Origin of the sequence: Paucisalibacillus algeriensis, assembly GCF_000577245.1 — a bacterium.
In the GTDB taxonomy this organism is placed as follows: domain Bacteria; phylum Bacillota; class Bacilli; order Bacillales; family Amphibacillaceae; genus Ornithinibacillus.
The window spans coordinates 246,768-269,667 of the sequence record NZ_CBYO010000022.1 but is presented as its reverse complement, the minus strand read 5'-3'; the positions used below and the strand labels follow the sequence as shown (position 1 = coordinate 269,667).

The following is a 22,900-nucleotide window of genomic DNA, read 5'->3' as shown; positions in this document are numbered from 1 at the left end:
AGTGAGTAGTAACCTATCCAAGGAGGAATTTGTTTTGTCAAATATGTATGATAGTGCCTACGATTTAGAAAAGGCCATTCGAGAAAGTGAAGAATTTAAAGGATTACAGGCTGCATTTGAAGCAGTAATGAGCGATCCTACAGCTAAAAAAACATTCGAAGATTTCCGTGATACACAAATGGAACTTCAACAAAAACAAATGCAAGGTGTGGAGATCACCGAAGAAGAAGTTGAAGAAGCTCGTAAAGTCGTTGAACTTGTTCAACAGCATGAAGCTATTTCTTCACTAATGGAGCACGAACAACGCTTAAATATGGTGATAAATGAATTAAGTCAAATCATAACCAAACCTTTAGAGGAACTTTACGGATCTCATCAAGGTTAATTCATACAACAGAAGGTGTAAATCGCCTTGTGTTTTTTTATGCTTAAATGTCATGAAAAGAAGGAATTAGGCGCTTTCTTATCGAATATGTTGAATATTGATATAATTAAGGGGGGACTCTAGTTGAACTTTGTAGAATATGAAAGTAAAAATGGTATCACTTATATACGCCTAAATCGTCCTGAACGCTATAATGCTCTTAATAAAGAAATGTTAGAAGAGCTTCTCAATGTCGTCAATATTGTAGAGAAAAATGAAGACCGTATTGTCGTACTATTAGGTGAAGGTAAGGCCTTTTGTGCTGGTGGCGATATCGCTATGATGAAGGATTTTGGAAACAAAGAATTTTTTGATGGTGTTATGGACTCAATAGCTGGTATTGTTTCGAAGCTTTACATGATGCCGAAGCTTGTAATTTCAGCTGTACAAGGATCAGCTGCGGGATTAGGACTTAGCTTAGCACTAACAGCTGACTATGTTGTGGCACACCAGGAAGCTAATTTAGGTATGTTATTTATTGGTGTAGGACTTGCACCAGATGGTGGTGGACATTTTTGGGCGGAACAACGTCTTGGTACTCAAAAAGCAAAACAATTTATTTGGGGAAATCCAAGACTGGTAAAAGGTGAGGAGGCAAAGCGAATGGGATTAACAGATGTACTGACAGATGGAGATGTATTCCAAGAAGCAGAAAAATTATGTGAAATGCTGCTTGCTTCACCATTGGAAGCTATATTAAAGACAAAAATGACCTATCACGAGGAACAATTTGAACGATTAAATTATTTTCTACAAAGAGAGAAGCAAAATCAATGGGAACTTAGATCTTCTGAAGATCACCAGGAAGGTGTTCGTGCGTTTTTAGAAAAGAGAAAGCCAAGTTTTAATGGGAAATAAACTATTGTTTTAAGAGGGGTATTGGATTAATTCCATTTGAAACAAAAGGCTGTCAGTAGGTTTCAAAACCTGAATGACAGCTTTTTTATTATCTGTGAAATAAAATTAACTTAGCCTCTGGTGATACACAGCGATGTGTATGTTCTAGAAAGCCTTCCTTAGCCAAACGTTCTTCTCCAAGCTTTTTCGCCTCTTGGTCATTTGCAGCTGGAAAGGATTCGTCTAATAGTTTTTCCCCAGTTTTTTCAAATACTGTTAATACATATGTCTTCATTTAAAAGGACCTCCTGAAGTATTCAAATTTACTCATTGTTTTATATTCGACTCTTAACAAAAAAATCCTTCTACAAACAAATTAAAAATCATGTAAAGTTCCCTTGACATGCGGTGGAGTGTATAGTAAGCTTTACGTAAAGTTAACTTTACAAAAAGTAGGAGATAAGATGAAAACTTTAATACGTGAAAAACGAACCGAGAAAAGCATGACACAAGAAGAATTATCTCAAGCTTTGCAAGTGTCACGCCAAACGATCATCTCATTGGAAAAAGGTAAGTATAAGCCGTCACTTGTTCTTGCACACAAACTAGCGCAAATTTTTGAATGTAGTATAGAAGAACTATTTATATTTGAGGGGGATGAAAATATTAGATAATGAAATCATCCTTGGAGCTTTTTAGGTAATTTAAAAATATAAGTGTTGGGGGAATACGATGTTTAGTGAAACATTTTTAGAAACACCATGGGTTGTCTTAATTTTGATTGGAAACTATCTTTTTTTGCTAGGGCTATTTTTTGTACAGAGAAAAATTGGTAAGAAAAATCATCGCTATGACGAACGGTACTATCAGGTGAATAATAAGGCAAAAGGGCGAACTTGGGATATTATGCTTGTAATCCTTCTGATATCAAATCCAATTGTTATTATGTTTGATGGAATTTCGTTTGCATTTTTCTTCTTAACAGCCCTATATGTTCTACACGTGTCTATTTGGGGATTTGCAGTTGCTTATTATAACGAGAAAGAATAGAAAGGAGTTTAAAAATGACATTACAATTGAAAAACGTGACCAAGCAATTTGGAAATAATGTTGCAGTAAATAACCTGTCCTTGGAAATACCCGAAAATGAAATGTTCGGCTTTTTAGGAGGAAATGGTGCAGGTAAAACAACAACCTTCAGAATGATTCTGGGGCTATTACAAAAGTCGGCAGGTGAGATTACATGGAATGGGGAAAAAATAGATTACGAAAAAAGTAGTATCATCGGATATCTACCAGAAGAACGTGGTCTTTATCCAAAGTTAAAGGTGAAGGAACAAATTGTCTATTTAGCTCGATTGAGAGGAATGGAGAAAAAAGAAGTAATAAAAGAATTGGAAAGTTGGCTTGAACGCTTTAAAGTACCCGATTACATGGACAAAAAAGTGGAAGAACTATCCAAGGGAAATCAGCAGAAAATCCAATTTATTTCTGCGATAATTCATAAGCCAAACCTACTAATATTGGATGAACCATTTTCAGGATTAGACCCAATCAATGTAGAGATGTTGAAAGAAGCGGTTATCGATTTGAAGAATGCAGGTACATCCATTGTATTTTCTTCCCATCGGATGGAACATGTTGAGGAATTATGTGAGCATCTATGTATTTTGCAAAAAGGGAATCCGGTTGTTCAAGGTTCCTTGCGAGATATTAAACTTACATTTGGCAAGAAAAATCTAATCATTCATGCTGATTATCCTTTAGACTTTTTAGCTAAATTCCCAGGAGTTGTAAAGCATAAAAAGACACGGAATGGGGGCATATTGCAAATAAAGAACGAAATTGTCTCCCAAGAAATTTTTCAAGAATTACAGGGAAAAGGATTTGTTCGTAAGTTTGAACTAGCAGAACCCTCCTTAAATGATATATTCATTGAGAAAGTTGGTGCAAGTTATGAATAAGTTCATAATTATTATGACTCATACTTATCTATCAAAGCTTAAAACTAAAGTATTCTATATAAGTACATTCCTAATACTTGCTTTTCTGATGATCATGGTAAACTTTGAATCTATCATTAGCGTGTTTACAGGAGATGAAGAGCAAAAAGTAGCTGTTATGGAAGAATCCGGTGAATTATTAGAGTATTTGACAGAACAACCTAATAATGAAGTCTTAATGGAAGCTTTTACGGGTACGGTTGAGGAAGGAAAATCTTTGGTAGTAGAGGAAGAATACGAAGCGCTTGTTATCATAGAATTAGACGATAAAGGTTTACCAGAGGCTACTTTTTTTGCTGAAAATATTACAAATTCTGATCTGCAAACAGATATACTACAACAATTACAACAACTGAAAGTAACCCTTGCAACTGATCAATTAGGAATTGATCAGACAGCTATTACAGAAATATTTGCGCCTGTTACCCTTCATAAAGTAGCGCTAGATGAAGATGTAAAGACAGAAGAAGAAATGAATCAAGCCAGGGGAATTGTGTATGTGATGTTAATCTTGCTTTATACATTTGTTATTATGTACGGTTCACTTATTGCAACAGATGTAGCAACGGAAAAATCATCTAGAGTGATGGAGATTATCGTTTCTAGTGTTTCTCCTATAACACATATGTTTGCAAAAATCCTTGGAATCGCCATGTTAGGTTTGACCCAAATCGCTATATTTCTACTTGTCGGTATTATCATGCTCCAATCTAAAACAGAACAAATTGGTGGATTAATTGAATCATTTGGACTACACAATGCTTCCATATCGATTATTCTATATGCAGTCTTATTCTTCCTACTGGGGTTCTTCCTGTACGCAACGTTAGCTGCAATGTTGGGGTCTCTTGTTAGCCGTGTAGAGGAGGCGAATCAAATTGTAACCCCAATTGTTCTATTAATTATTATCGGATTCTTTATTGCAATATTTGGGATGAATGCACCAGATTCACAAATTGTAACTATTACATCTTATATCCCATTCTTTGCACCGCTGATCATGTTTCTTAGGGTAGGTTTAATGGAGGTCCCACTGTGGGAAATACTACTCTCCGTCGGAATATTAGTCGGAACCATCATTCTATTAGCCATTATTGGGGCTAAAGTATACAAAGGTGGCGTCCTATTATACGGAAGATCAAGTTCATTTAAAGATATTAAGAAAGCAATCCAGTTAACTAAAAAGGAATAAATTCGAATGAAGATAGTGCAATCATCGTTATCCTTAAATTGAGGATAACGATAGGCTAATTACGAATGCCATGTAAGCTAGTGATCCCCAATTCAATAGTTCAAAAAAAGAAACGTTGTTCGCAGTAAATGAAAGTGAAAGTCTGGTTTGGCTAAGAAAATATAACGTGATTCTCTAAAAAACCGCTTTGAGAGAAGCGGTTTTTAACATTGCTAGAAGAATTACAAAATATACAAACGAACGTGCATTCGTATTGTGTTTCTGGTAAAATAAAACAAAAGAGGAGGGATAATGTTGGACAAGAAAATATCCTTTATCCATGCAGCAGACTTACACTTAGACAGCCCTTTTAAAGGTTTATCAGATATTGGCGAGACACTCTTTCAAGAAATTAGAAATAGCACATTTAAATCCTTAGACAATCTAGTAAAAATAGCCATTAAGAAGAGAGTAGACTTTGTCTTACTAGTCGGCGATTTATTCGATAATGAAAAACAAAGCCTGAAAGCCCAAATTAGTTTAAGAAATGCTTTTGAAGAACTACAACGACACGAAATAAAAGTATATCTATCATATGGTAACCATGATTATATAGAAGGTAATATATATCCGATTACTTATCCAGAAAATGTTCATGTATTTACTAGTGAGCAAGTTCAATCCTTTATTTATGAAAAAAAGAATATTCCCTTAGCAGCAATCTATGGTTTCAGTTATGAGAATCGTGCTGTGACTTCAAAAAAGGTGAATGAATATAAGAAGATAAGTAGCAATATTCCTTTTCACATTGCAACTCTTCATGGAAGCCTGGAAAGTAATACTGAGCACGATACATATGCACCTTTTCAACTTAGTGAATTAGCTAGTGCAGATTTTGAATACTGGGCACTAGGTCATATACATAAACGTGCAATACTGAAAGAACAACCTTTGATTATTTATCCTGGAAATATTCAAGGAAGAAATCGTAAAGAAATAGGAGAAAAAGGATGCTATTATGTGGAGTTGGCAGAAGGCAAACACTCCATAGAGTTTATACCACTACAGGCAATAGAATACAATCAAATGATTCTAGATATTTCGAGTTGTGACACAATCCATCAGGTTGAACAATTTATCACAGAAGAATTGCAGGCTTTGAATCCAATTACGCCTCAATTATTAGAAGTAACGCTTAAAAGTAAGAAATCAACTACAGTTGGATGGAAAAGCGCAAATTTAATAGAAGAGATTATTGAGATTGTTAATGAGAGGTTTCAAAATCAAAAAATCTGGATGTATATTTATAGAACCACCATTCAGGAGATCGTTTCAATAGAGGAAAGTAGCTTAATGGGTGAACATTTTATCGGGGAATTACTTGCGAATGTGGAAAGTTTTCCGATTCGAGATCATGTCAGTGATTTATTCCAACATAAGCAAGCAAGAGTTTACATGGATTCCCTATCCATAGAAGAGGAAGAACAAATAAAAAATGAAGCACGGCAATTAATCATGCACGAACTTTTAAAGGAATGAGGTGAAAATATGAAACTACTTCGAGCTACTATCTATGGATTTGGAAAATGGGTTGATTATGAAATGGACTTCTCCGACCAATCATTTATTGCTATTTTCGGGGGGAATGAGTCTGGTAAAACAACCATTCAACGATTTCTATTATTTATGCTTTTTGGAATGCCACCAAAACAACGGAGATTCTTTCAACCTAAAACTAGTAGTAAAATGGGAGGTCGATTAACGATTCTTGATGAAGAAGTAGGCCAATATACCATTGTACGTTTAGGGGATACTCGAAATGGGGCTGCACTATGCTATACTCCTGATGGAGAAGAACACGGCGAATCTTGGCTACTCTCGAGACTTTCTGGGATAGATGAAAAAACATATCGCTCTATCTTTTCTTTTTCTGCTCTTGACTTAAGTAAATTACAGGAGATAACAGAGGAGGATATAAGTGAGGTGTTGTTAGGAATTGGTCTAACAGGTTCAATTCGAATTCATGCAGTTGAAAAAAGACTGGAACAAAAGCTTGGTGATTATTTTAAACCTAATGGAAAAATTCCAATCATAAATCAGCAACTTGCAAAAATCGAGGAACTGCAACATGAATTGTTAGAGCAAAAACAAGAAGAGGCAACTTATCGGGCGAAAAAAAATGCCATTATAGAATTACAGTCAACTATTGAACAACATACTAAGACTATTAAGAAACAAAAAGAAAGAAAGTATCAACTAGAAAAAATGATTCAAGCCTTACCTGAAGTGGAGGAGTATATTCATTACCAAAGTAGTCTAAAAGCTTTTCCTGAAGATTTATCATTTCCAGAAGGCGGAATGGAACGATATGAAGTTTTAAAAGGAAAGCTCTTACCATTAAAGAGCGATATGAAGGTTAGGATGAATAATAAAGTTAAGTTCTTAGAAGAGAAAGAGGAACTTGAGTATGAAAATAAGCATTTCCCTATTGACGAAGCTAAAACTATTCACTCGCAGTATACTAACTACCAGGAAAACGAACGAGAACTTCTGCGTATCCAGAAACAAATAGATGAACTGAACAAAGACTTGAAATCAGAAATAATGATGTTAAATATTAGTCTAGATAAAGAAATATTGGAAGATTTATATCTCCCATTTCATTTGGAAAAGCAATGGGAGGATATAAAAAGGAATTTAGAAGATATCAAACATGAGCAGGAAACCAATAAAGAAACTATTCATCTGCAGGAATCTGAGTATGGTCGGATTGAAAGTGAATGTAACAATTTGGAGAAATCTCTATTATCAAATGATAAGAGAAAAGAGTTCGAGAAAATAATTAATACCCATAAGGAAAATAAATTACTTGATGCTCTCCAACAAGAAAATGTCCAGAAACATAAAAACTGGACCAAAATGAAGGAACAGACGAATAAAAACATTGCATTGTGGCTTGGATTAAGTGTCTTGATCGGACTGATATTTTGCTTTGTTGGTTTTGTAGCTGAAATACCAATGCTTTTCAATATCTCCGGTATTAGCATTGTACTAGGATTTGTACAGTGGGTACTAGGAAAGAAATCGATTACCAGATTGGAAATAATGCTGAAGGAATCAGCCATTTCAAATAAAACACATACCGTTCCAGAGGATGATATGCTAAGAGCGGAAAGCCATCTCCGTGTAGATCAACAAAATAATCGTGAGTTAGAGTTTTTAGAGGAAAAGTTAAAAGATACTTCTATTCAACTTAGAAAGCTTCACCATCAGAAATTATTACTGGAGGAACGTGAAACTAGTATACGCGGGATTGCATCGGATCATATTGCAAATTATCCATTCTTAGAAAATGTAGAAGTAGTATATTGGCCAGAGTTGTATCGATCATTAAAAGATCTGTTACACCTGATCAAAAATATAGATGACCTAAGAAAGAAAGAAAGCGAGCTTAAAGGGACATTAACTAGTTACCATTCTAAAATTGATACCTTTTTCCAATACTATGGTTTCAAAATAAATGCGAAATCGTTATTAAGTAAATTAGATTTTCTAGATTATGAAATTAAGACTTATCAAGATCGAGAAAAACAAATTATCCGAACTTCTAAGTTGTTGGAAGATAATTCGAAACAACTTGAAGAATTGATTACGAATTGTGAAACAGTAGAAAAAGAAATGAAGGCCTTATTTGATTTCGCTAAAGCTCAAAACGAAGAAGAGTTTTACCAGAGGGCTAAAGAACTAAGAGAACAAAACGAAATCCGTACTGCTTCTGAGAAGATTTTAAGATATTATGCTAGTTACTTTTCAGAGAAAGAATGGGAGAATATGGTTTCAAATCCTCCCAAGAAAAGGACCTTAGATCTTGAAATTAATGAGCTGAAAATTAGAATTCATGAGCTGGAAGAAGAGCAGGAAAGAAATCGACAACAATTGGCGAATATTATCGTAGAGTTTCAAAAGCTAGAATCATCTGAGACCTATTCCAAAACCATGCATAGATTCCAACTAGAAAAAGAAAAATTCATAAAACTGTCTAAGCAGTGGGCAGTATATAAAATAGCCAAGGATTTGCTTGAGGAGACAAAGGAGAACTATCGTGATAAGTACCTATCAAAAGTGATTGCGAAAACTAATTATTTCTTTAGGCAGTTAACAAATGGTTTATATATCGAAGTTATTCCACCAACCGAAAACAAACCTTTTTCAGTTGAACGAATCGATCATCTTCGTTTTACTGTTCAAGAACTATCACAAGGAACCATCAATCAATTGTATGTTTCACTTCGACTCGCAATTAGCGAAGTAATGAGTGAATCAATGCATTTACCTTTTATGATTGATGATGCATTTGTTCATTTTGATGATACCCGAAAGAAGCGGATGATTTCTATTTTAGAGGAAGTATCAGGTCGTCATCAAATTCTCCTGTTTACATGCAATCGAGAGGTAATCGCAGAATTTCATGACAAAAACTTACTCCAGTTGACAAATAGACTACCATTAGTGGAAAATTAGTGGTAAATTAAATGTTAAATGGAAAATTAATTTTTCCTGTAGTGAACTGGATTGTACGAAAATACTTGAAGTAAGTGATATAGCTACTATACTATTTAAGGGTTTGTACATCTAGCTAATGGGGGGCATCCTTTGATGGAAGATAAGAAAAGCAGAGAATGGGAAAAACACGATGAAACCATTGAAAAGTTTATCCAAACCATTGCTAAAAATATGAATTTGTATGGTGTAACATCATCGATTGGTAGACTATATGGTGTGCTTTATTTCGCTGATGAACCAATGACGCTAGATGATATGCGAGATGCACTTGAAATGAGTAAGACAAGTATGTCTACTGGGGTAAGAACGCTTTCTGATATGAAGATGGTTGAATCAACCTATAAAAAAGGAATACGTAAGGATCTTTACACTTCTGAAGAAGATTGGTATAAGTCCTTTACATCTTTATTCGGAGGACGTTGGAGGAGACTAACAGAGTCGAACATTGAAGAAGCGGATGAGGCAATGGACGAATTACAAAAGATCTTAACTACTACAGAAGATGAAGAGCTAAGAGAGAAAATAAAGCGTGATATAGAACGGTTGGAATACGCGAAAAACTATTATGATTGGTTGATGAAATTTATTCACGTTATTGAATCCGGAAAGATATTCGAATATATACCAAAAAACAAATAAGAATATAGAACTGAGATTGACTGGTCGCCTTTTTAGCAGATAGGAAATTATACAAATTTTTTCTATCCTGCATAGGAGAGAAACTTAGACATTTGCAAGGGACGAGCGAATGCGTGTTTTTCTAAGAACATGTCAATCTTATTTCTGTTGAAGGGGAGGAACAAGTTATGAAAAGAGGCATTGGGAACTATCAAATTGGGGATGCATTTGAAGGATTCGTTCTAATTAAAGAATCAATAAAAGGAACTACAAGTAATGGGAAGCCATTTTTAACGTTAATGTTACGTGACGCTACTGGTGAAATTGAAGCTAAGCTATGGGATATTACTGGGGAAGATGAAGCAATTTTTATTCAAGAACAAATTATCCGTATTACTGGTGAAATAAACCAGTTTCGTGGTAAAGCACAAATGAGAATTAGTTCTATTCGACTAGCACAAACAACGGATGGCGTACATGTATCAGATTTTATTGAGAAGGCACCTGTTGAACGGGAAGAATTAATGGAGAAGTTAACGGAAGCAATTTTTGAAATGAAGAATCCCACCATACAGCGCATTGTGAGGGCAATTATTAAAAAGTATCAAGAACCATTGCTACTGTATCCAGCTGCCACTAAAAATCACCATGAGTATGTTTCTGGCCTCGCACATCATATTGTAAGTATGTTAAAAATTGCTCGTGAACTATGTCAACTGTATCCTCAAGTTAATAAGGATTTATTATATGCAGGAATTATATTACACGACATCGGGAAACTAAAGGAGTTATCTGGTGTAATATCAACAACCTATACATTAGAAGGGAAATTACTAGGACATATCCCCATTATGGTGGAAGAAATCGGTCAGACGGCGAGAGAATTAAAGCTCGAAGGAGAAGAAGTATTAATCTTGCAGCATTTAGTATTAAGCCATCATGGAAAGGCAGAATGGGGGAGTCCAACACCACCCTTAGTAAGAGAAGCGGAACTTTTACATTTTATTGATTTAATTGATGCAAAAATGAATATGTTAAACCGATCCCTTGATAAAATAAAGCCTGGGGAATTCACCGAGCGCATATTTGCGATGGATAACCGTGCCTTTTACAAACCTACATTTGAGTAGTAACGATTTTCCTGTAATGATTCATACCCCTTGTACATATATATGAAATAAGTAGTTATGGACAAGGGGGTTAAAATCGTGATTTTAGGAATGCCATGGTGGGTTTTCATGATGATTTTATTCATTTTCTTTAGTGGTTATATGGCTTTTCGTGCAATGCGTGCGGAGAGGGAGCTTGAAAATCACTATATTGAACGAGAAGGGCAAGTGTATATAGAGAGAATGGAAGAAGAGCGCGAAGAACGTCATAAAAATGAGGCAACAAATTAATCGTAAAAGAGACTGCTGTTATTGATTAAATTTACAGTTTCCTAAAGTAAAAATAAGGGTCTGTCCCCAATATGGTGACAGACCCTTATTCATGTAATATTAATTAGCCTTGAGCTTCCGGTTTTGTGAAAATATCCTTGAATTCTTCTATTTTAACGTCAATTTTAGCATCTTCTAAAAGCTTGTCCATTTTTTCTTGGACTGCCGCATAATCAACTTGTTCCGTAGCAATTTCTTTACGTATTTCTTCTTTCTTCTCATCAAAAGTTGGTATATCCGTTACTTGAATAATGTGGTAGCCAAATTCGGATTTAACAGGTTCACTGATATCACCTTCGCCTAAACTAAATGCAACATCACTAAATTCTTTCACCATTTTTTCTTTAGGGAAGTAACCTAAATCTCCACCACTTGCAGCTGAACCATCTGTAGAGTTTTCTTTCGCTAATTCAGCAAAATCTGCACCTTCATCAAGTTGCTTCTTTAAATCATTTGCTAGTTTTTCATCTTCAACTAAGATATGACTCGCACGGATTTCAAGTTCACCATTTTCTTTCTTTTCATTGAATTTCTTTTCTACATCTTCATCTGAAACATCAACGTCTTCGAAAACAAGTTTTTCTTGAAGAAGTCTTTGGTATGTTTGTTCACGGAATGCATCTTCATTAGGGTAACCTTGTTGCATTAACCACATAGAAAACATTTCACCTTGCGCGTCCTTTGCTTCTTGAACAGCTTTATCTACTTCTTCATCTGAAACCTCGTATTTATCTTCTAATACTTTAATAACAACCATATTGTAAAGCGCACTCTCGCCAATATAGTCCTTCATTTCGGTGTAGAAGTCTTCTTTTGTTACGTCTCCTACTTTTGTTTCAACAACTACTTCAGAATCTGCTTTAGATTCATCTTTATCAGCAGTACATGCAGAAAGTAGTAAAGCACCAGCAGTAATTGTTGCTGCGATTGTTAGTTTTTTCATACAAGCCACACTCCTAATCTTATTGTTACTTCTTGGCTAATGATTAATATACCACAGTTTTACTGTAAAAATATAGCTTAATGCCAGAATTACTTACATTTTACACATTTAATGTTTCTCTTAAAGCATTACATTTAATACTTTTATATAAGAGGAAACGAGTAAGATAAGCATCATTATATTGATCACACGGAAAACTCTTGCTTGTTTGGTAGCATTCATTTCTAATTTTGTACAAAATTTATCTGCTAATGTATTGAAAATGAATAAAATGATGAATGCGTAAAATAGAAAAATAATAATCATATCTTACAACCTCCTCGGGGAACCTAAATATTCTAACAAAGATAATTATGCTTAAAGGATAATTATCATTCATAAAGTGAAAGCTAGTAAACTAGTTACCTATAAAATACTGTAACAAAAAATTCAATATATGGATAGTATAAAAAAGAAGGAGTGTTATAAACACACCTTCTTAGTTTGCTTTTAGCAGGATATCAAAGCCTTCATCACCATTTTCAACAAATGCATTTTTAGGTGCTTTTAGAGAAATGCGTATGGTTAGAAAATCAAGAAAGGATATCCCGATATTTAATGATGTTAGTAATAGAGAATAAATATAGATACTTGGGAAAAGTAATGTTGTAATTATACCAGGTATCGTAATCAGTATAGTTGGTGCTAGAGCTGAAATGATAAAACTGTTCTTACTAATATGAGAATTGGTATAGAAAGTAAAAAACGGTAAAGCTTTTTTTCTTACTATTATTAAATTTATTCGTCTTTTTAGTAAAAGTAATGGTAAAATATGCATAAATGAATGAAGGGTTGGTAATAAAATGATTGCAACCAAAAATAGGATGATTACTGATTCGTTAATCTGAGTATCTTGGTGAAATATGGAAAATGGTACGTTTAATATGATAAATGACAATAAGGCTGTAAATATAGATATTAAATTAATCCATTTAATTCCGTATTGTTTATCTAAGTTAACAGACTTCCAGCAGTTCATCTTATTAACCCTCCTCTTCATTCTGTAAATGTTTTCTGTGTGTCACTTGCCTAATGCATGTATATTCTAATTTTATTACTTTCAATATCAAATAGTATATTATTAGTTAGAAAATCAGTTACTTTTTTCAAAATCCTAATTGATAATAGTATTTAGACTGGAAAAATGCAATACCTTTTACGAAAAAAATATAGTTTAAAATAATGCTAATATTAAATTGTATTCAGATAATTATTAATCGAATGGGGTTAAGGAGGATGTTGAACATGCAATGGGATAACAATTTGGCTACATTTCAATTACAATTATTATCTAAAATAATCGACATCAATAAATTCCCTTTTACCAAGCTTGTTATGGAACATAGGTTGACAGAAGATGAATATAATAAATTATTTTCCTTGCTAGAAGACATGAATAGAGAATACAGGCAGCAAAAGGAAGAAGGGTTACTTAATTATTCATCCCACTTGGTTAAATTTGCGGGTATGTTAAACGAAAAATTAGATCCAACTGAAACAGTTTATGCACTACATAAAGAAGGATATTATCCTGAATTATTAGGAGAATTTATTCGGTTAATTAAAAAAGATGGCTTGTAGGTAATTCCAGTCCTACTTGCCATCTTTTTTAATTTCTGAAACTTCTTTAAAGAATTGATATAATCTCTCGTGAAACTCTAGTAAAGTATGGAGTTTATTTTGAATCATTTCATCTTTTTTATCACTCTGTATTTGATCAAAATCCTTTTTTAATTCAATCAATGCATCTTTCCGGACTTCCGTAGTATCAGTCCATTTCTTCATATAAAGGCTTAAAAACTGTTTGAATAAGTGATTGTTTACTTGGAATAAATCTTTTCGAACGCCTTTTTTCCAAACGCGCTTTACTAGATTTAACTCAACTAAGCTACGTACGCTTGTACTCATCGAGGTTTTACTCTTTCCTAATGCATCACTCATATCATCTAAAGTTAACGGTGTTCCTTCTACATATAAATAAGCAAAAACTCTTGCTTCGATGGGGGTTAAATCAAATAATTCTACTGTTTTTGCAAATTCTAGTAAAATTCCGTTCTTTATTTTTTCGTTGCTGTTATTCAACATGCAAACCTCCTAAACTAACCCTATTATAAGGTTACAATAGTCTGCCAATATTGAAAAATGGATAGTTGGTAGGCATTTTGGAGTAATATCGAGTATTTATAAGGAATCCTATTGTTTAGTATGTACAGTTTAAACTGTATAAAAAATATAATCGAAAATAAAGGAATACAAAGTTTGTCCAGTACATATAAAAGGATGTATAGTATTAAAGGTAAGCGGTGCGGCACGGTTTGTTTTTATACAATCTATGAATCTACAATTTACATACTACGTTAAATGTATGTCGAAAGAGGTGAAGGCTTTGCCAATTATTGAAGCAAAAAACCTGACAAAGGTTTTTGGTAAAAATCCAAAACAGGCAATAGATCATTTGGATAGAGGGTTATCCAAAGAAGAAATATTAAAGAAAACAGGAAGTACTGTTGGTGTAAATAGAGCATCTTTTACAGTTGAATCAGGTGAAATCTTCGTAATTATGGGATTATCTGGTAGTGGTAAATCCACGCTGGTAAGATTGATTAATCGATTAATCGAACCAACTCAAGGATCCATTCTTATTGATGGACAGGATTTAGCAAAAATGGACAAAAAAGAGCTTCGTCAAGTTCGCCGTGAAAAGCTCGGTATGGTATTCCAACGTTTCGCACTATTTCCGAATCGTACCGTATTAAAAAATGTGGAGTACGGATTGGAAATTCAAAAAGTAGATACCGAAGAAAGAATGAAAAAAGCACATGAGGCCCTTAAATTAGTAGGCTTAGAAGGATACGCAGAACAAAAACCTGAACAACTATCAGGTGGTATGCAGCAACGGGTTGGATTAGCAAGAGCGTTAGCGAATGATCCAGAAGTTCTCTTGATGGACGAGGCATTTTCTGCATTAGACCCTCTAATTCGTAAAGATATGCAGGATGAATTAATTGACCTGCAATCAACAATGAAGAAAACAATTATCTTTATAACACATGACCTGGATGAAGCATTACGTCTTGGGGATCGAATTGCATTAATGAAAGACGGTTCCATTGTGCAAATTGGGACACCTGAAGAAATCTTAATGAATCCAGCAAATGATTATGTGGAACGCTTTGTTGAGGACGTAGATCGTTCGAAGGTCCTAACTGCTGGGCATATCATGAAACGACCAGAAACGATTAATATTGAAAAACACGGCCCGCGTGTTGCGCTAGAGCGTATGAAAGAAGCTGGAATTTCTAGTATTTTAGTGGTAGATAGTAAACGTAATCTGAAGGGATATGTCACTGCTGACGATGCTTCAGAAGCAAGAAAGAAAGAGGTTCGTGATCTGAAGGAAATACTTCGAACGGATATAAAGCAAGTAAATAAAGAAACTTCCATGCAAGACATATTTAATGTAATCAATGGTTCACCGGTACCTGTTGCAGTGGTAGAAAATGAAAAGCTAGTAGGTATTATCGTACGTGGTGCTGTCATTGCTGCACTTGCAGGAGATAGTGAGGTGAACTTAGAACATGCTTAAAGAATGGTTTACAGAAGGGATACCGATTGCGGAAGGGACGGAATGGGTAACCGATAAAATAACAGAAAAACTTTCATTCTTATTTGATCCGATAAAAGAACATTTTGGAAATTTCATGGATTTCTCATCTGAAATACTGATGCTAGTACCACCAATCATTGTTATTATTATTGTCGCATTAATTGCATTCTTTATAAGTGGTAAAAAGTTTGGATTAGCAGCATTTTCTGTTGTTGGTTTATGGTTAATCGATAATCAAGGTTATTGGGAACATCTAATAAGCACTTTTACTTTAGTTTTAATTGCTAGTTTATTATCTGTCATTATTGGTGTTCCTATAGGTATTCTTATGTCTAAAAGTAAAACTGCTGAAGCGATTATAAAGCCGATTTTGGACTTTATGCAGACGATGCCAGCATTCGTATATTTAATTCCAGCAGTTGCCTTTTTCGGAATTGGGATGGTACCAGGTATATTTGCGTCACTGATTTTTGCAACACCACCAACAGTGCGGTTTACAAACTTAGGTATCCGCCAAGTTTCTAAAGAGCTTGTTGAAGCATCAGAAGCGTTTGGTAGTACTGGAACACAGAAATTACTAAAAGTAGAATTACCAATGGCTAAAACTACTATTATGGCAGGTATTAATCAAACTGTTATGCTTGCTTTATCAATGGTGGTTATTGCATCGATGATTGGGGCACCTGGTCTTGGACGAGAAGTGTTATCCTCCTTACAACGTGCCCAGGTAGGAACAGGATTTGTTGCTGGAATTGGAATTGTCATTTTAGCTATTATTATTGATCGCTTTACACAGAGTGCAAATTCAAAAGAGCAATAGTAGTAATTTATTTTTAATTGCTCCACTAATTAAGTTGGTACCTTTTCTTAGTTGAGAAGTTCCATATATATCATAAAAAAGGGGAGAGATTATTTTGTTTAAAGGTAAATGGAAAAGTCTTGGTGTAGCATTAGGACTTTCTTTAACATTAATTGCTGCAGGATGCGGATCTAATGATAAAGATTCATCTGATGGAGCAACAAATGATAACGGAGAAGTAAATTATAGTGAAGAATTAAAGTACACTATTACGGGCATCGAAGCTGGTGCAGGAGTATTTCAGACTTCTGAACGAGCAATTGAGGAATATGGCCTAGACGGTTGGGAAGTTGCAGCATCATCAAGTGGTGCAATGGCAACAGCATTAGGAGAAGCAATTGAAAATGAAGAACCAATTATTGTTACTGGATGGTCACCCCACTGGAAATTCGCTAAATATGACTTGAAATATTTAGAAGATCCAAAAGGAACTTTCGGTGATGCAGAGATTATTGGTACAATGGTACGTCAAGGGCTAGAAGAAGACATGCCTAACGCATACACAGTACTAGATCAATTCTTCTGGACAGAAGAAGATATGAATGCTGTTATGTTAGAAATATCTAATGGTGGAGATCCTGCTGAAGTAGCTGCATCTTGGGTAGAAGAAAATGCTGAAAAAGTTGCAGAGTGGACCAAAGGTGCAGAAGAAGTTGATGGTAAAGAAATCGAATTAGTATATGTAGAATGGGATACAGAAGTTGCATCTACTAATGTTGTTGCTAAAGTGTTAGAAGACCTTGGTTTTAATGTTACTGTTACACCTCTTGATAATGGGGTTATGTGGCAAGCAGTTGCTAGTGGTGAAGCTGATGGTATGGTAGCAGCATGGTTACCAGCAACACACGGTGACTTATATGAAGAATACAAAGACCAATTAGTAGACCTTGGCGCAAACCTTGAAGGTGCAAAAATTGGCCTAGTTGTTCCAGCTTATATGGAAATTGATTCTATTGAAGATCTTGAAGCAAAATAATAAAATTTAAATAAAAGCGGACATTTATTAGTCTGCTTTTATTTATTGAAATAGTTGTTTGAATATTAAATAAATAATTACATGAATAAGGGAGTTTTACGAATTAATGAAGAAGTTATTAGTAGGATTAGGTATAGCAAGTGCACTTGTTTTAGCAGGTTGTGGTGATGATAATTCATCAGAAAAATCAAGTGATGAAAAAAGTTATAGTGAAGCAGTAGATTATACCATTACAGGTATTGAACCAGGAGCAGGTATTAGTGTTACAACTGAAAAGGCAATTGATGAATATGAGTCATTAAGCGGTTGGACAGTCGAACTATCCTCTACAGCAGCAATGGCAGCAGAATTAGATAAAGCAATAGATAATGAAGAACCAATTGTTATTACTGGTTGGAATCCACATTGGACATTTGCTAAGTATCCTGACATGAAATATTTAGAGGATCCAAAAGGTATTTATGGTGACGTAGAAGAAATTAAAACAATAGTTCGAAAAGGTTTAAGAGAAGAAAAGCCAGAGGCATTTAAATTGCTCAATCAATTTAATTGGGAAGTAGAAGATATGGAAGGGATCATGTATGAATCGAAAGAATCCGGCAACGATATTGCTACAGTAGCTAAACAATGGGTAGCGGATAATCAAGGCAAAGTTGATGAATGGTTAGAAGGAGTTAATGAGGTAGAAGGTGTTGAAATAGAGCTTGTTTCTACACCATGGGATTCAGAACGTGCTTCAGCAAATGTTGTAAAGTATGCAATGGAACAGAGAGGCTTTGAAGTTACTATTACACCAGTAGATGTTGCAGTAGTATTTGAATCCATTGCTAATGGAGATGGTGACGCCTCATTGGCCCCATGGATGCCAATTACCCATAAAGATTTCTATGAAAGCTATCAAGAAGATTTTGTTGACCTTGGTGCCAATCTTGTAGGGGCTAAAATTGGCTTAGTCGTACCAGCTTATATGGATATTAAGTCTATTGATGATTTGGAGCCAAAAGATTAATACGTATATACTAAAAAAGCTTTCTCGAGACTGATCTCGAGAAAGCTTTTTTTACCTAAGGAATTATTAAAGTGCTAGTTTTTAATTAAGCTTCTATTTTCTTATTATCATTAACTTTTTCTTCTAATTCTTTTAAGCTGGTTTCAATTTGTTCAAGATGTTGATGGATACTCTTTTGATGAGGTTCTACTGATTCTTTCCACTCTACAATTGAACTTTTCATTTCGTGGGTCAAATCCTTAATTAAAGATACACCCTCTTTAGAAGTAGCTGCAATTTGATTTTTTAGGCGAAGCCCGTCTAATTTTAGATTTTCCAGTAATTCTTTCCATTCAAGACTTTGATCTTTTACTTTTGTTCTAAGTTCTCTTCCGGATGTTGGAGTACTTAGTAAAGTTGCAGTAGCTCCAACTACACCTCCAACTAAAATTCCTAAAGCGAATGATTTACCATTTGCCAAAATAATCCCGCTCCTTTCCCACTTACTATAATTTTTCCTTGTTTTCTCTTTTTTATTATGTATATTGTTAATCTCTATAGAAATTAGCTTCATGGATTAACTAGTTTTTTATATAACAGGCTTAAAAATATATCTATTCCTATCTGTTAAAAAATCCTCTGACAGACAATGCCAGAGGATTTATCTTATCTTTCATTAGACTGTAATTGGTTTAGATCGTTTTAAGATTTGTTGAACTACCGGGAAAATGATAATCATTAACACAGTATTTAAACCAGCAGCTGGTAAAACAGCTGTTGTAAAGAATAATAAGAAAACCCCATCCATCAAACCAACGACGTATAATGCAAGGGATAGAAAAATCGATCCACTTATCATCGTACCAACTGCAGTTAAAACAGGTACGCCTATCTTAATATTCACTCTGTCTTTAACTATTAAAAATAGGGCAAAAAAGATTAAGGCTGTAATTGGTTTTTCAATAAAGTTAGCAATTTGTCCTCCAGGTGCATTTGAAGTAAGTGCTGATAATATACCTGTTGCAATTGCCAACACACCTACATACTTAAGTTTAGGAAATAACATAATTCCTATAAACATCATTGCCAACATCATATCAGGTGTTACTCCATAAATTGGTGGCATGATGAAGTGCAGTACTGCGCCAATCCCCACTAATAGTGATAAAATGACTAAAATTCTTGTATTCATTTGTACCTCTCCTCGGCTAAGCTTTTCTAAGCTCTAATTTTTTAGTTCCTCAACTGTACACTCGTTGTCAGTTGCAGAAACTTATTATTAGTATAACAAACATTATATGAAATAAAAAGAATTTATTTGGAAATTATTTGTTTTTTTGGACTACTTTATTTCACTATTAATTTCTGCAGCAATTGTTTGTAAATCTCCTGGTGTATAATCCTCTGTATGTACTGTCCAATTAGACGAAAATCCATCGCCTTCTCCATATCGTGGTATGAGGTGAATATGGATATGGAAGACTGATTGGTCTGCAGGTGCCTCATTATTATTAAGAAGATTCATCCCAATAGGTTTATATGCTGCTTTAATAGCATTTGCAATGCTAGGTACACGCGCGAATAATTCACCAGCAACTTCACTAGGTGTTTCATAAATGTTTTTAACATGTGTTTTTGGAATAACCAATGTATGACCTTTAGTCACTTGACTAATATCAAGAAAGGCATATACATAATCATCTTCATACACTTTAGCGGACGGAATTTCTCCGGTAATTATTTTACAAAAGATACAATCTTCATGTGCCATTGCCAACAGCTCCTAACTTTTTCCTCTATTGTATATAGTTGGACCGTGAGATGTAAAGTTTTATGTTGAGTTAAGGAGTATCGTAGTTACTGAAACCTAACACATTTACCTCGCCATCACCAAACTAAAAAACAGGCATCGTCCAAGTGGACGAGCCTGTTATAGAGACGGGGTCAATAAACTAATGTGGGGACTTGTAATTACCGTTATCTTGCGGTTTGCAATTTAACTGGTTTACAAAACCTTTTTGTTAGTATCCCTTGGCGTTGAGATGTCTTCTAACAAAAGGGTTTTATTTCATTAGATTATCTTTCGTCAACACCCCATTTGTTTTTTTAACACATTTTTTAGTGAAGCATCATCATTTTCCAACACTAACACCTCATTTGTGTTTAACAAATTGGTACGTTGTTATTACCCCGACCCTACACTAGTATTTTGAGCGATTTCATAAATTCTATACACAACTTTGAAAAAATAATTTAAAAATATATTGTAAGCTAAAAGTTAGTTTTTAACAATTTGAAACACTACTGCCAGTACACATATACCCATGATTCTTAAGGTTCAATGTTACTTTGTCGAAAAAGGTATGAGAGTTTCCTTTGGATTTTATACCGTTAAATGATAAAATTTTAACCAAGTGAAAAGACTAGGGGGAAAGCTTGTGGAACCGTTATTGCATATTGAAAATCTGGTTGGGGGCTATACCCATAAAAATGTTCTCCATGGTGTTTCATTTGATGTAAACGCTAAAGAGATTGTTGGACTAATTGGACTGAATGGTGCTGGTAAAAGTACAACCATTAAACATGTGATTGGATTGATGCAACCGAAAAAAGGCTCCATATCGGTAAATGGAAAAACATTTAGAGACAACCCATCAGAATATCGAAGCCAACTGGCATACATACCTGAAATGCCAATTCTATATGATGAATTAACTTTATATGAACACCTTCGATTAACTGCAATGGCCTATAATATACCGGAGGATGTTTTTGAGAAAAGACTTGAAGTACTATTAAAAGAATTTCGGTTAGAAAAAAAATTAAAATGGTTTCCAGTACATTTTTCAAAAGGAATGCGTCAAAAGGTCATGATTATGTGTGCATTCTTAATTGAACCACCACTTTATATTGTGGACGAGCCATTTGTAGGATTGGATCCACTTGGAATACAGTCTTACTTACAATTAATGGATGACATGAAACAAAAAGGTTCTGGTATCCTAATGTCAACTCATATTTTGGCAACAGCTGAACGCTACTGTGATCGATTTGTTATTCTACATGATGGAGAAGTTAGAGCACTTGGGACATTAGAGGATTTGAGGGAGCAATTTGATATGCCGCGTGCGACACTGGATGATTTATATGTTCAGTTGACAAAGGAAGATAGCCATGTTTAATTCACATGACCTTTTTATGAAGCGTTTTAATACGCATTTAAAAGATATGAGTAGGTACTTAAAGTATATATTCAATGGTCATATCGCATTTGCCATGCTATTTTTTATTGCAGCGCTTGCTTATTACTATCAGCAATGGCTAACCAGGCTACCAGAAAATTTTCCGACTGCATGGATTATGGGGATATTTTTAGGGATAGTTGTGAGCTATAGTCCTGTCCGTACTTTATTAAAAGAACCGGATTTAGTATTCCTTATTCCTGCAGAACATAAAATGAGTGCTTATTTTCGGAATGCACTTATTTATAGTTTTGTTATTCAACTTTATTTGGTAGCGATTGTTGTGGCAGCGTTCGGACCACTTTATTTTGCTTCCTATCCAGAACGTCCAGGTACTATATATTTATTAACCATAGCTGTAGTGCTCATATTTAAACTGTGGAATTTAATTGCGAATTGGTGGATGTTAAGGATAAGGGAAAAAAACATTCGTACTATTGATCAAATTGCAAGATTGCTACTAAACATAGCCGTGTTCTACTTTCTTATAAGTGGAGAAATGCTATTAGCTGGAATTACAACCATTTTGTTTGTTGTTGTTTTTTTATATGACTTAAGCTTATCACGTAAACAAACTGGACTTGCCTGGGAATTACTCCTTGAAAAGGACCAAAACCGTATGCAGTCTTTTTATCGTTTTGCGAATTTGTTTACGGATGTGCCACATTTGAAAAATCGTATTAAACCGCGTCACTGGTTAGTAAACTTTGTTGATAAACGGATTCCGTTCGATAGAAAAAATACGTATGATTATTTATACCGAATTACGTTTTTACGCGGTGGCGATTACTTATCTATGTATATTCGCTTGATTGTGTTGGGCGGATTATTTATTTACTTTATTCCCAATGTATGGGTAAAAATAATCTTTGCTATTCTTTTCTTGTATATGAGTTTATTCCAACTGATGACCTTGTATCAACATCATAGAACAATTATGTGGTTAGATTTGTATCCTGTTAAAAATGAATATAGAAAAAAAGCTCTATTAAAGTGGCTAATACAATTAGCGATCATTCAAACCATTTTATATGCAGTTGTGTTTATAGTAACTGAGGCATATTTGGGATTTATAATTACATTGCTGGGTGGAATACTATTTACATATCTTTTTACCAATGGATATGTAAAACAGAAACTGGCTTAGAAATAGGGAGTCATGGACAAGTATCCCATGGCTCCTTATTCTTT

Annotated in this window: 25 protein-coding genes; 18 read left to right on the top strand and 7 right to left on the bottom strand. The window is 34.5% G+C overall.

The window, feature by feature from the left end; translation table 11 throughout:
• The first annotated feature begins 34 nt into the window (after positions 1-34).
• Together TY11_RS17430 and TY11_RS17425 are read left to right on the top strand one after the other, a co-directional pair.
• On the top strand, positions 35-385 hold the full coding sequence (locus TY11_RS17430; RefSeq protein WP_042149211.1) for a YlbF/YmcA family competence regulator: 351 nt from the start codon (positions 35-37) through the stop codon (positions 383-385).
• Positions 386-508: 123 nt separating this feature from the next.
• A complete protein-coding gene (locus TY11_RS17425) occupies positions 509-1,282 on the top strand; it encodes an enoyl-CoA hydratase-related protein (RefSeq protein WP_042149209.1) in 774 nt (257 codons plus the stop codon).
• An 88-nt stretch (positions 1,283-1,370) separates the two neighbouring features.
• Here the strand turns inward: TY11_RS17425 and TY11_RS17420 are convergent, their stop codons facing one another.
• The gene (locus TY11_RS17420; protein WP_042149206.1) at positions 1,371-1,556 is read right to left on the bottom strand and encodes a YhzD family protein; all 186 of its coding nucleotides are present in this window, start codon (positions 1,554-1,556) and stop codon (positions 1,371-1,373) included.
• 169 nt (positions 1,557-1,725) lie between these two features.
• Here TY11_RS17420 and TY11_RS17415 point away from each other — a divergent pair, with 169 nt between their 5' ends.
• The 9 genes from TY11_RS17415 to TY11_RS17375 all read left to right on the top strand — a co-directional run bounded on the left by TY11_RS17415 (position 1,726) and on the right by TY11_RS17375 (position 11,016).
• Entirely contained in the window at positions 1,726-1,935 is a 210-nt protein-coding gene (locus tag TY11_RS17415; RefSeq protein WP_042149203.1) for a helix-turn-helix transcriptional regulator, read from the top strand.
• Between the two features lie 58 nt (positions 1,936-1,993).
• Positions 1,994-2,311 (top strand): DUF2178 domain-containing protein, encoded by a 318-nt coding sequence (locus tag TY11_RS17410; RefSeq protein WP_042149201.1) that lies wholly within the window; start codon positions 1,994-1,996, stop codon positions 2,309-2,311.
• 14 nt (positions 2,312-2,325) lie between these two features.
• Positions 2,326-3,225: an ABC transporter ATP-binding protein gene (locus TY11_RS17405; protein ID WP_042149197.1), complete on the top strand. Its 900-nt coding sequence runs from the start codon at positions 2,326-2,328 to the stop codon at positions 3,223-3,225.
• Positions 3,218-4,456 (top strand): ABC transporter permease, encoded by a 1,239-nt coding sequence (locus TY11_RS17400; protein WP_042149194.1) that lies wholly within the window; start codon positions 3,218-3,220, stop codon positions 4,454-4,456. The genes TY11_RS17405 and TY11_RS17400 overlap by 8 nt, the downstream gene beginning before the upstream one ends.
• Positions 4,457-4,750: 294 nt before the next feature.
• The gene (locus TY11_RS17395) at positions 4,751-5,974 is read left to right on the top strand and encodes a metallophosphoesterase family protein (RefSeq protein ID WP_052345883.1); all 1,224 of its coding nucleotides are present in this window, start codon (positions 4,751-4,753) and stop codon (positions 5,972-5,974) included.
• 9 nt (positions 5,975-5,983) lie between these two features.
• The gene (locus tag TY11_RS17390) at positions 5,984-8,956 is read left to right on the top strand and encodes an ATP-binding protein (RefSeq protein ID WP_042149189.1); all 2,973 of its coding nucleotides are present in this window, start codon (positions 5,984-5,986) and stop codon (positions 8,954-8,956) included.
• A 135-nt stretch (positions 8,957-9,091) separates the two neighbouring features.
• On the top strand, positions 9,092-9,637 hold the full coding sequence (locus tag TY11_RS17385; protein ID WP_042149185.1) for a GbsR/MarR family transcriptional regulator: 546 nt from the start codon (positions 9,092-9,094) through the stop codon (positions 9,635-9,637).
• Positions 9,638-9,804: 167 nt separating this feature from the next.
• A complete protein-coding gene (yhaM, locus tag TY11_RS17380; RefSeq protein WP_042149182.1) occupies positions 9,805-10,746 on the top strand; it encodes a 3'-5' exoribonuclease YhaM in 942 nt (313 codons plus the stop codon).
• 78 nt (positions 10,747-10,824) lie between these two features.
• On the top strand, positions 10,825-11,016 hold the full coding sequence (locus tag TY11_RS17375) for a sporulation YhaL family protein (RefSeq protein WP_052345882.1): 192 nt from the start codon (positions 10,825-10,827) through the stop codon (positions 11,014-11,016).
• A 103-nt stretch (positions 11,017-11,119) separates the two neighbouring features.
• Here TY11_RS17375 and TY11_RS17370 read toward each other — a convergent pair whose 3' ends face one another.
• On the bottom strand, positions 11,120-11,998 hold the full coding sequence (locus tag TY11_RS17370; protein ID WP_042149180.1) for a peptidylprolyl isomerase: 879 nt from the start codon (positions 11,996-11,998) through the stop codon (positions 11,120-11,122).
• A gap of 478 nt (positions 11,999-12,476) precedes the next feature.
• Positions 12,477-13,016, bottom strand: a complete 540-nt coding sequence (locus tag TY11_RS17360) for a DUF3267 domain-containing protein (protein WP_042149174.1) — start codon at positions 13,014-13,016, stop codon at positions 12,477-12,479.
• A 266-nt stretch (positions 13,017-13,282) separates the two neighbouring features.
• On the opposite strand from TY11_RS17360, the gene TY11_RS17355 reads away from it, so the two are divergent.
• Complete coding sequence (locus TY11_RS17355) at positions 13,283-13,618, top strand: DUF1878 family protein (protein ID WP_042149170.1); 336 nt, start codon at positions 13,283-13,285, stop codon at positions 13,616-13,618.
• Between the two features lie 12 nt (positions 13,619-13,630).
• On the opposite strand, the gene TY11_RS17350 is transcribed toward TY11_RS17355, so the two are convergent.
• Positions 13,631-14,122 (bottom strand): GbsR/MarR family transcriptional regulator, encoded by a 492-nt coding sequence (locus TY11_RS17350; RefSeq protein WP_042149166.1) that lies wholly within the window; start codon positions 14,120-14,122, stop codon positions 13,631-13,633.
• Between the two features lie 301 nt (positions 14,123-14,423).
• Here TY11_RS17350 and TY11_RS17345 point away from each other — a divergent pair, with 301 nt between their 5' ends.
• The 4 genes from TY11_RS17345 to TY11_RS17330 all read left to right on the top strand — a co-directional run bounded on the left by TY11_RS17345 (position 14,424) and on the right by TY11_RS17330 (position 18,488).
• Positions 14,424-15,623: a quaternary amine ABC transporter ATP-binding protein gene (locus TY11_RS17345; protein ID WP_042149163.1), complete on the top strand. Its 1,200-nt coding sequence runs from the start codon at positions 14,424-14,426 to the stop codon at positions 15,621-15,623.
• Positions 15,616-16,464, top strand: coding sequence for an ABC transporter permease (locus TY11_RS17340; protein ID WP_042149158.1), 849 nt, complete (start codon positions 15,616-15,618; stop codon positions 16,462-16,464). Before TY11_RS17345 ends, TY11_RS17340 begins: the two co-directional genes overlap by 8 nt.
• A 94-nt stretch (positions 16,465-16,558) precedes the next feature.
• The gene (locus TY11_RS17335; RefSeq protein WP_042149155.1) at positions 16,559-17,479 is read left to right on the top strand and encodes a glycine betaine ABC transporter substrate-binding protein; all 921 of its coding nucleotides are present in this window, start codon (positions 16,559-16,561) and stop codon (positions 17,477-17,479) included.
• A gap of 106 nt (positions 17,480-17,585) precedes the next feature.
• A complete protein-coding gene (locus tag TY11_RS17330) occupies positions 17,586-18,488 on the top strand; it encodes a glycine betaine ABC transporter substrate-binding protein (RefSeq protein ID WP_042149152.1) in 903 nt (300 codons plus the stop codon).
• Positions 18,489-18,573: 85 nt separating this feature from the next.
• Here TY11_RS17330 and TY11_RS17325 read toward each other — a convergent pair whose 3' ends face one another.
• The 3 genes from TY11_RS17325 to TY11_RS17315 all read right to left on the bottom strand — a co-directional run bounded on the left by TY11_RS17325 (position 18,574) and on the right by TY11_RS17315 (position 20,238).
• Positions 18,574-18,948 carry a YtxH domain-containing protein gene (locus tag TY11_RS17325; protein WP_042149149.1) on the bottom strand — a complete coding sequence of 125 codons (375 nt, stop codon included), beginning with the start codon at positions 18,946-18,948 and terminating at the stop codon, positions 18,574-18,576.
• Positions 18,949-19,143: 195 nt separating this feature from the next.
• A complete protein-coding gene (locus TY11_RS17320; protein ID WP_042149146.1) occupies positions 19,144-19,659 on the bottom strand; it encodes a tryptophan transporter in 516 nt (171 codons plus the stop codon).
• A 150-nt stretch (positions 19,660-19,809) separates the two neighbouring features.
• Positions 19,810-20,238 (bottom strand): HIT family protein, encoded by a 429-nt coding sequence (locus TY11_RS17315; protein WP_042149144.1) that lies wholly within the window; start codon positions 20,236-20,238, stop codon positions 19,810-19,812.
• 667 nt (positions 20,239-20,905) lie between these two features.
• Between TY11_RS17315 and TY11_RS17310 the strand changes: the two genes are divergently transcribed.
• Positions 20,906-21,649 (top strand): ABC transporter ATP-binding protein, encoded by a 744-nt coding sequence (locus TY11_RS17310; protein ID WP_042149141.1) that lies wholly within the window; start codon positions 20,906-20,908, stop codon positions 21,647-21,649.
• Positions 21,642-22,856: an ABC transporter permease gene (locus TY11_RS17305; RefSeq protein ID WP_042149139.1), complete on the top strand. Its 1,215-nt coding sequence runs from the start codon at positions 21,642-21,644 to the stop codon at positions 22,854-22,856. Before TY11_RS17310 ends, TY11_RS17305 begins: the two co-directional genes overlap by 8 nt.
• Positions 22,857-22,900: the final 44 nt, after the last annotated feature.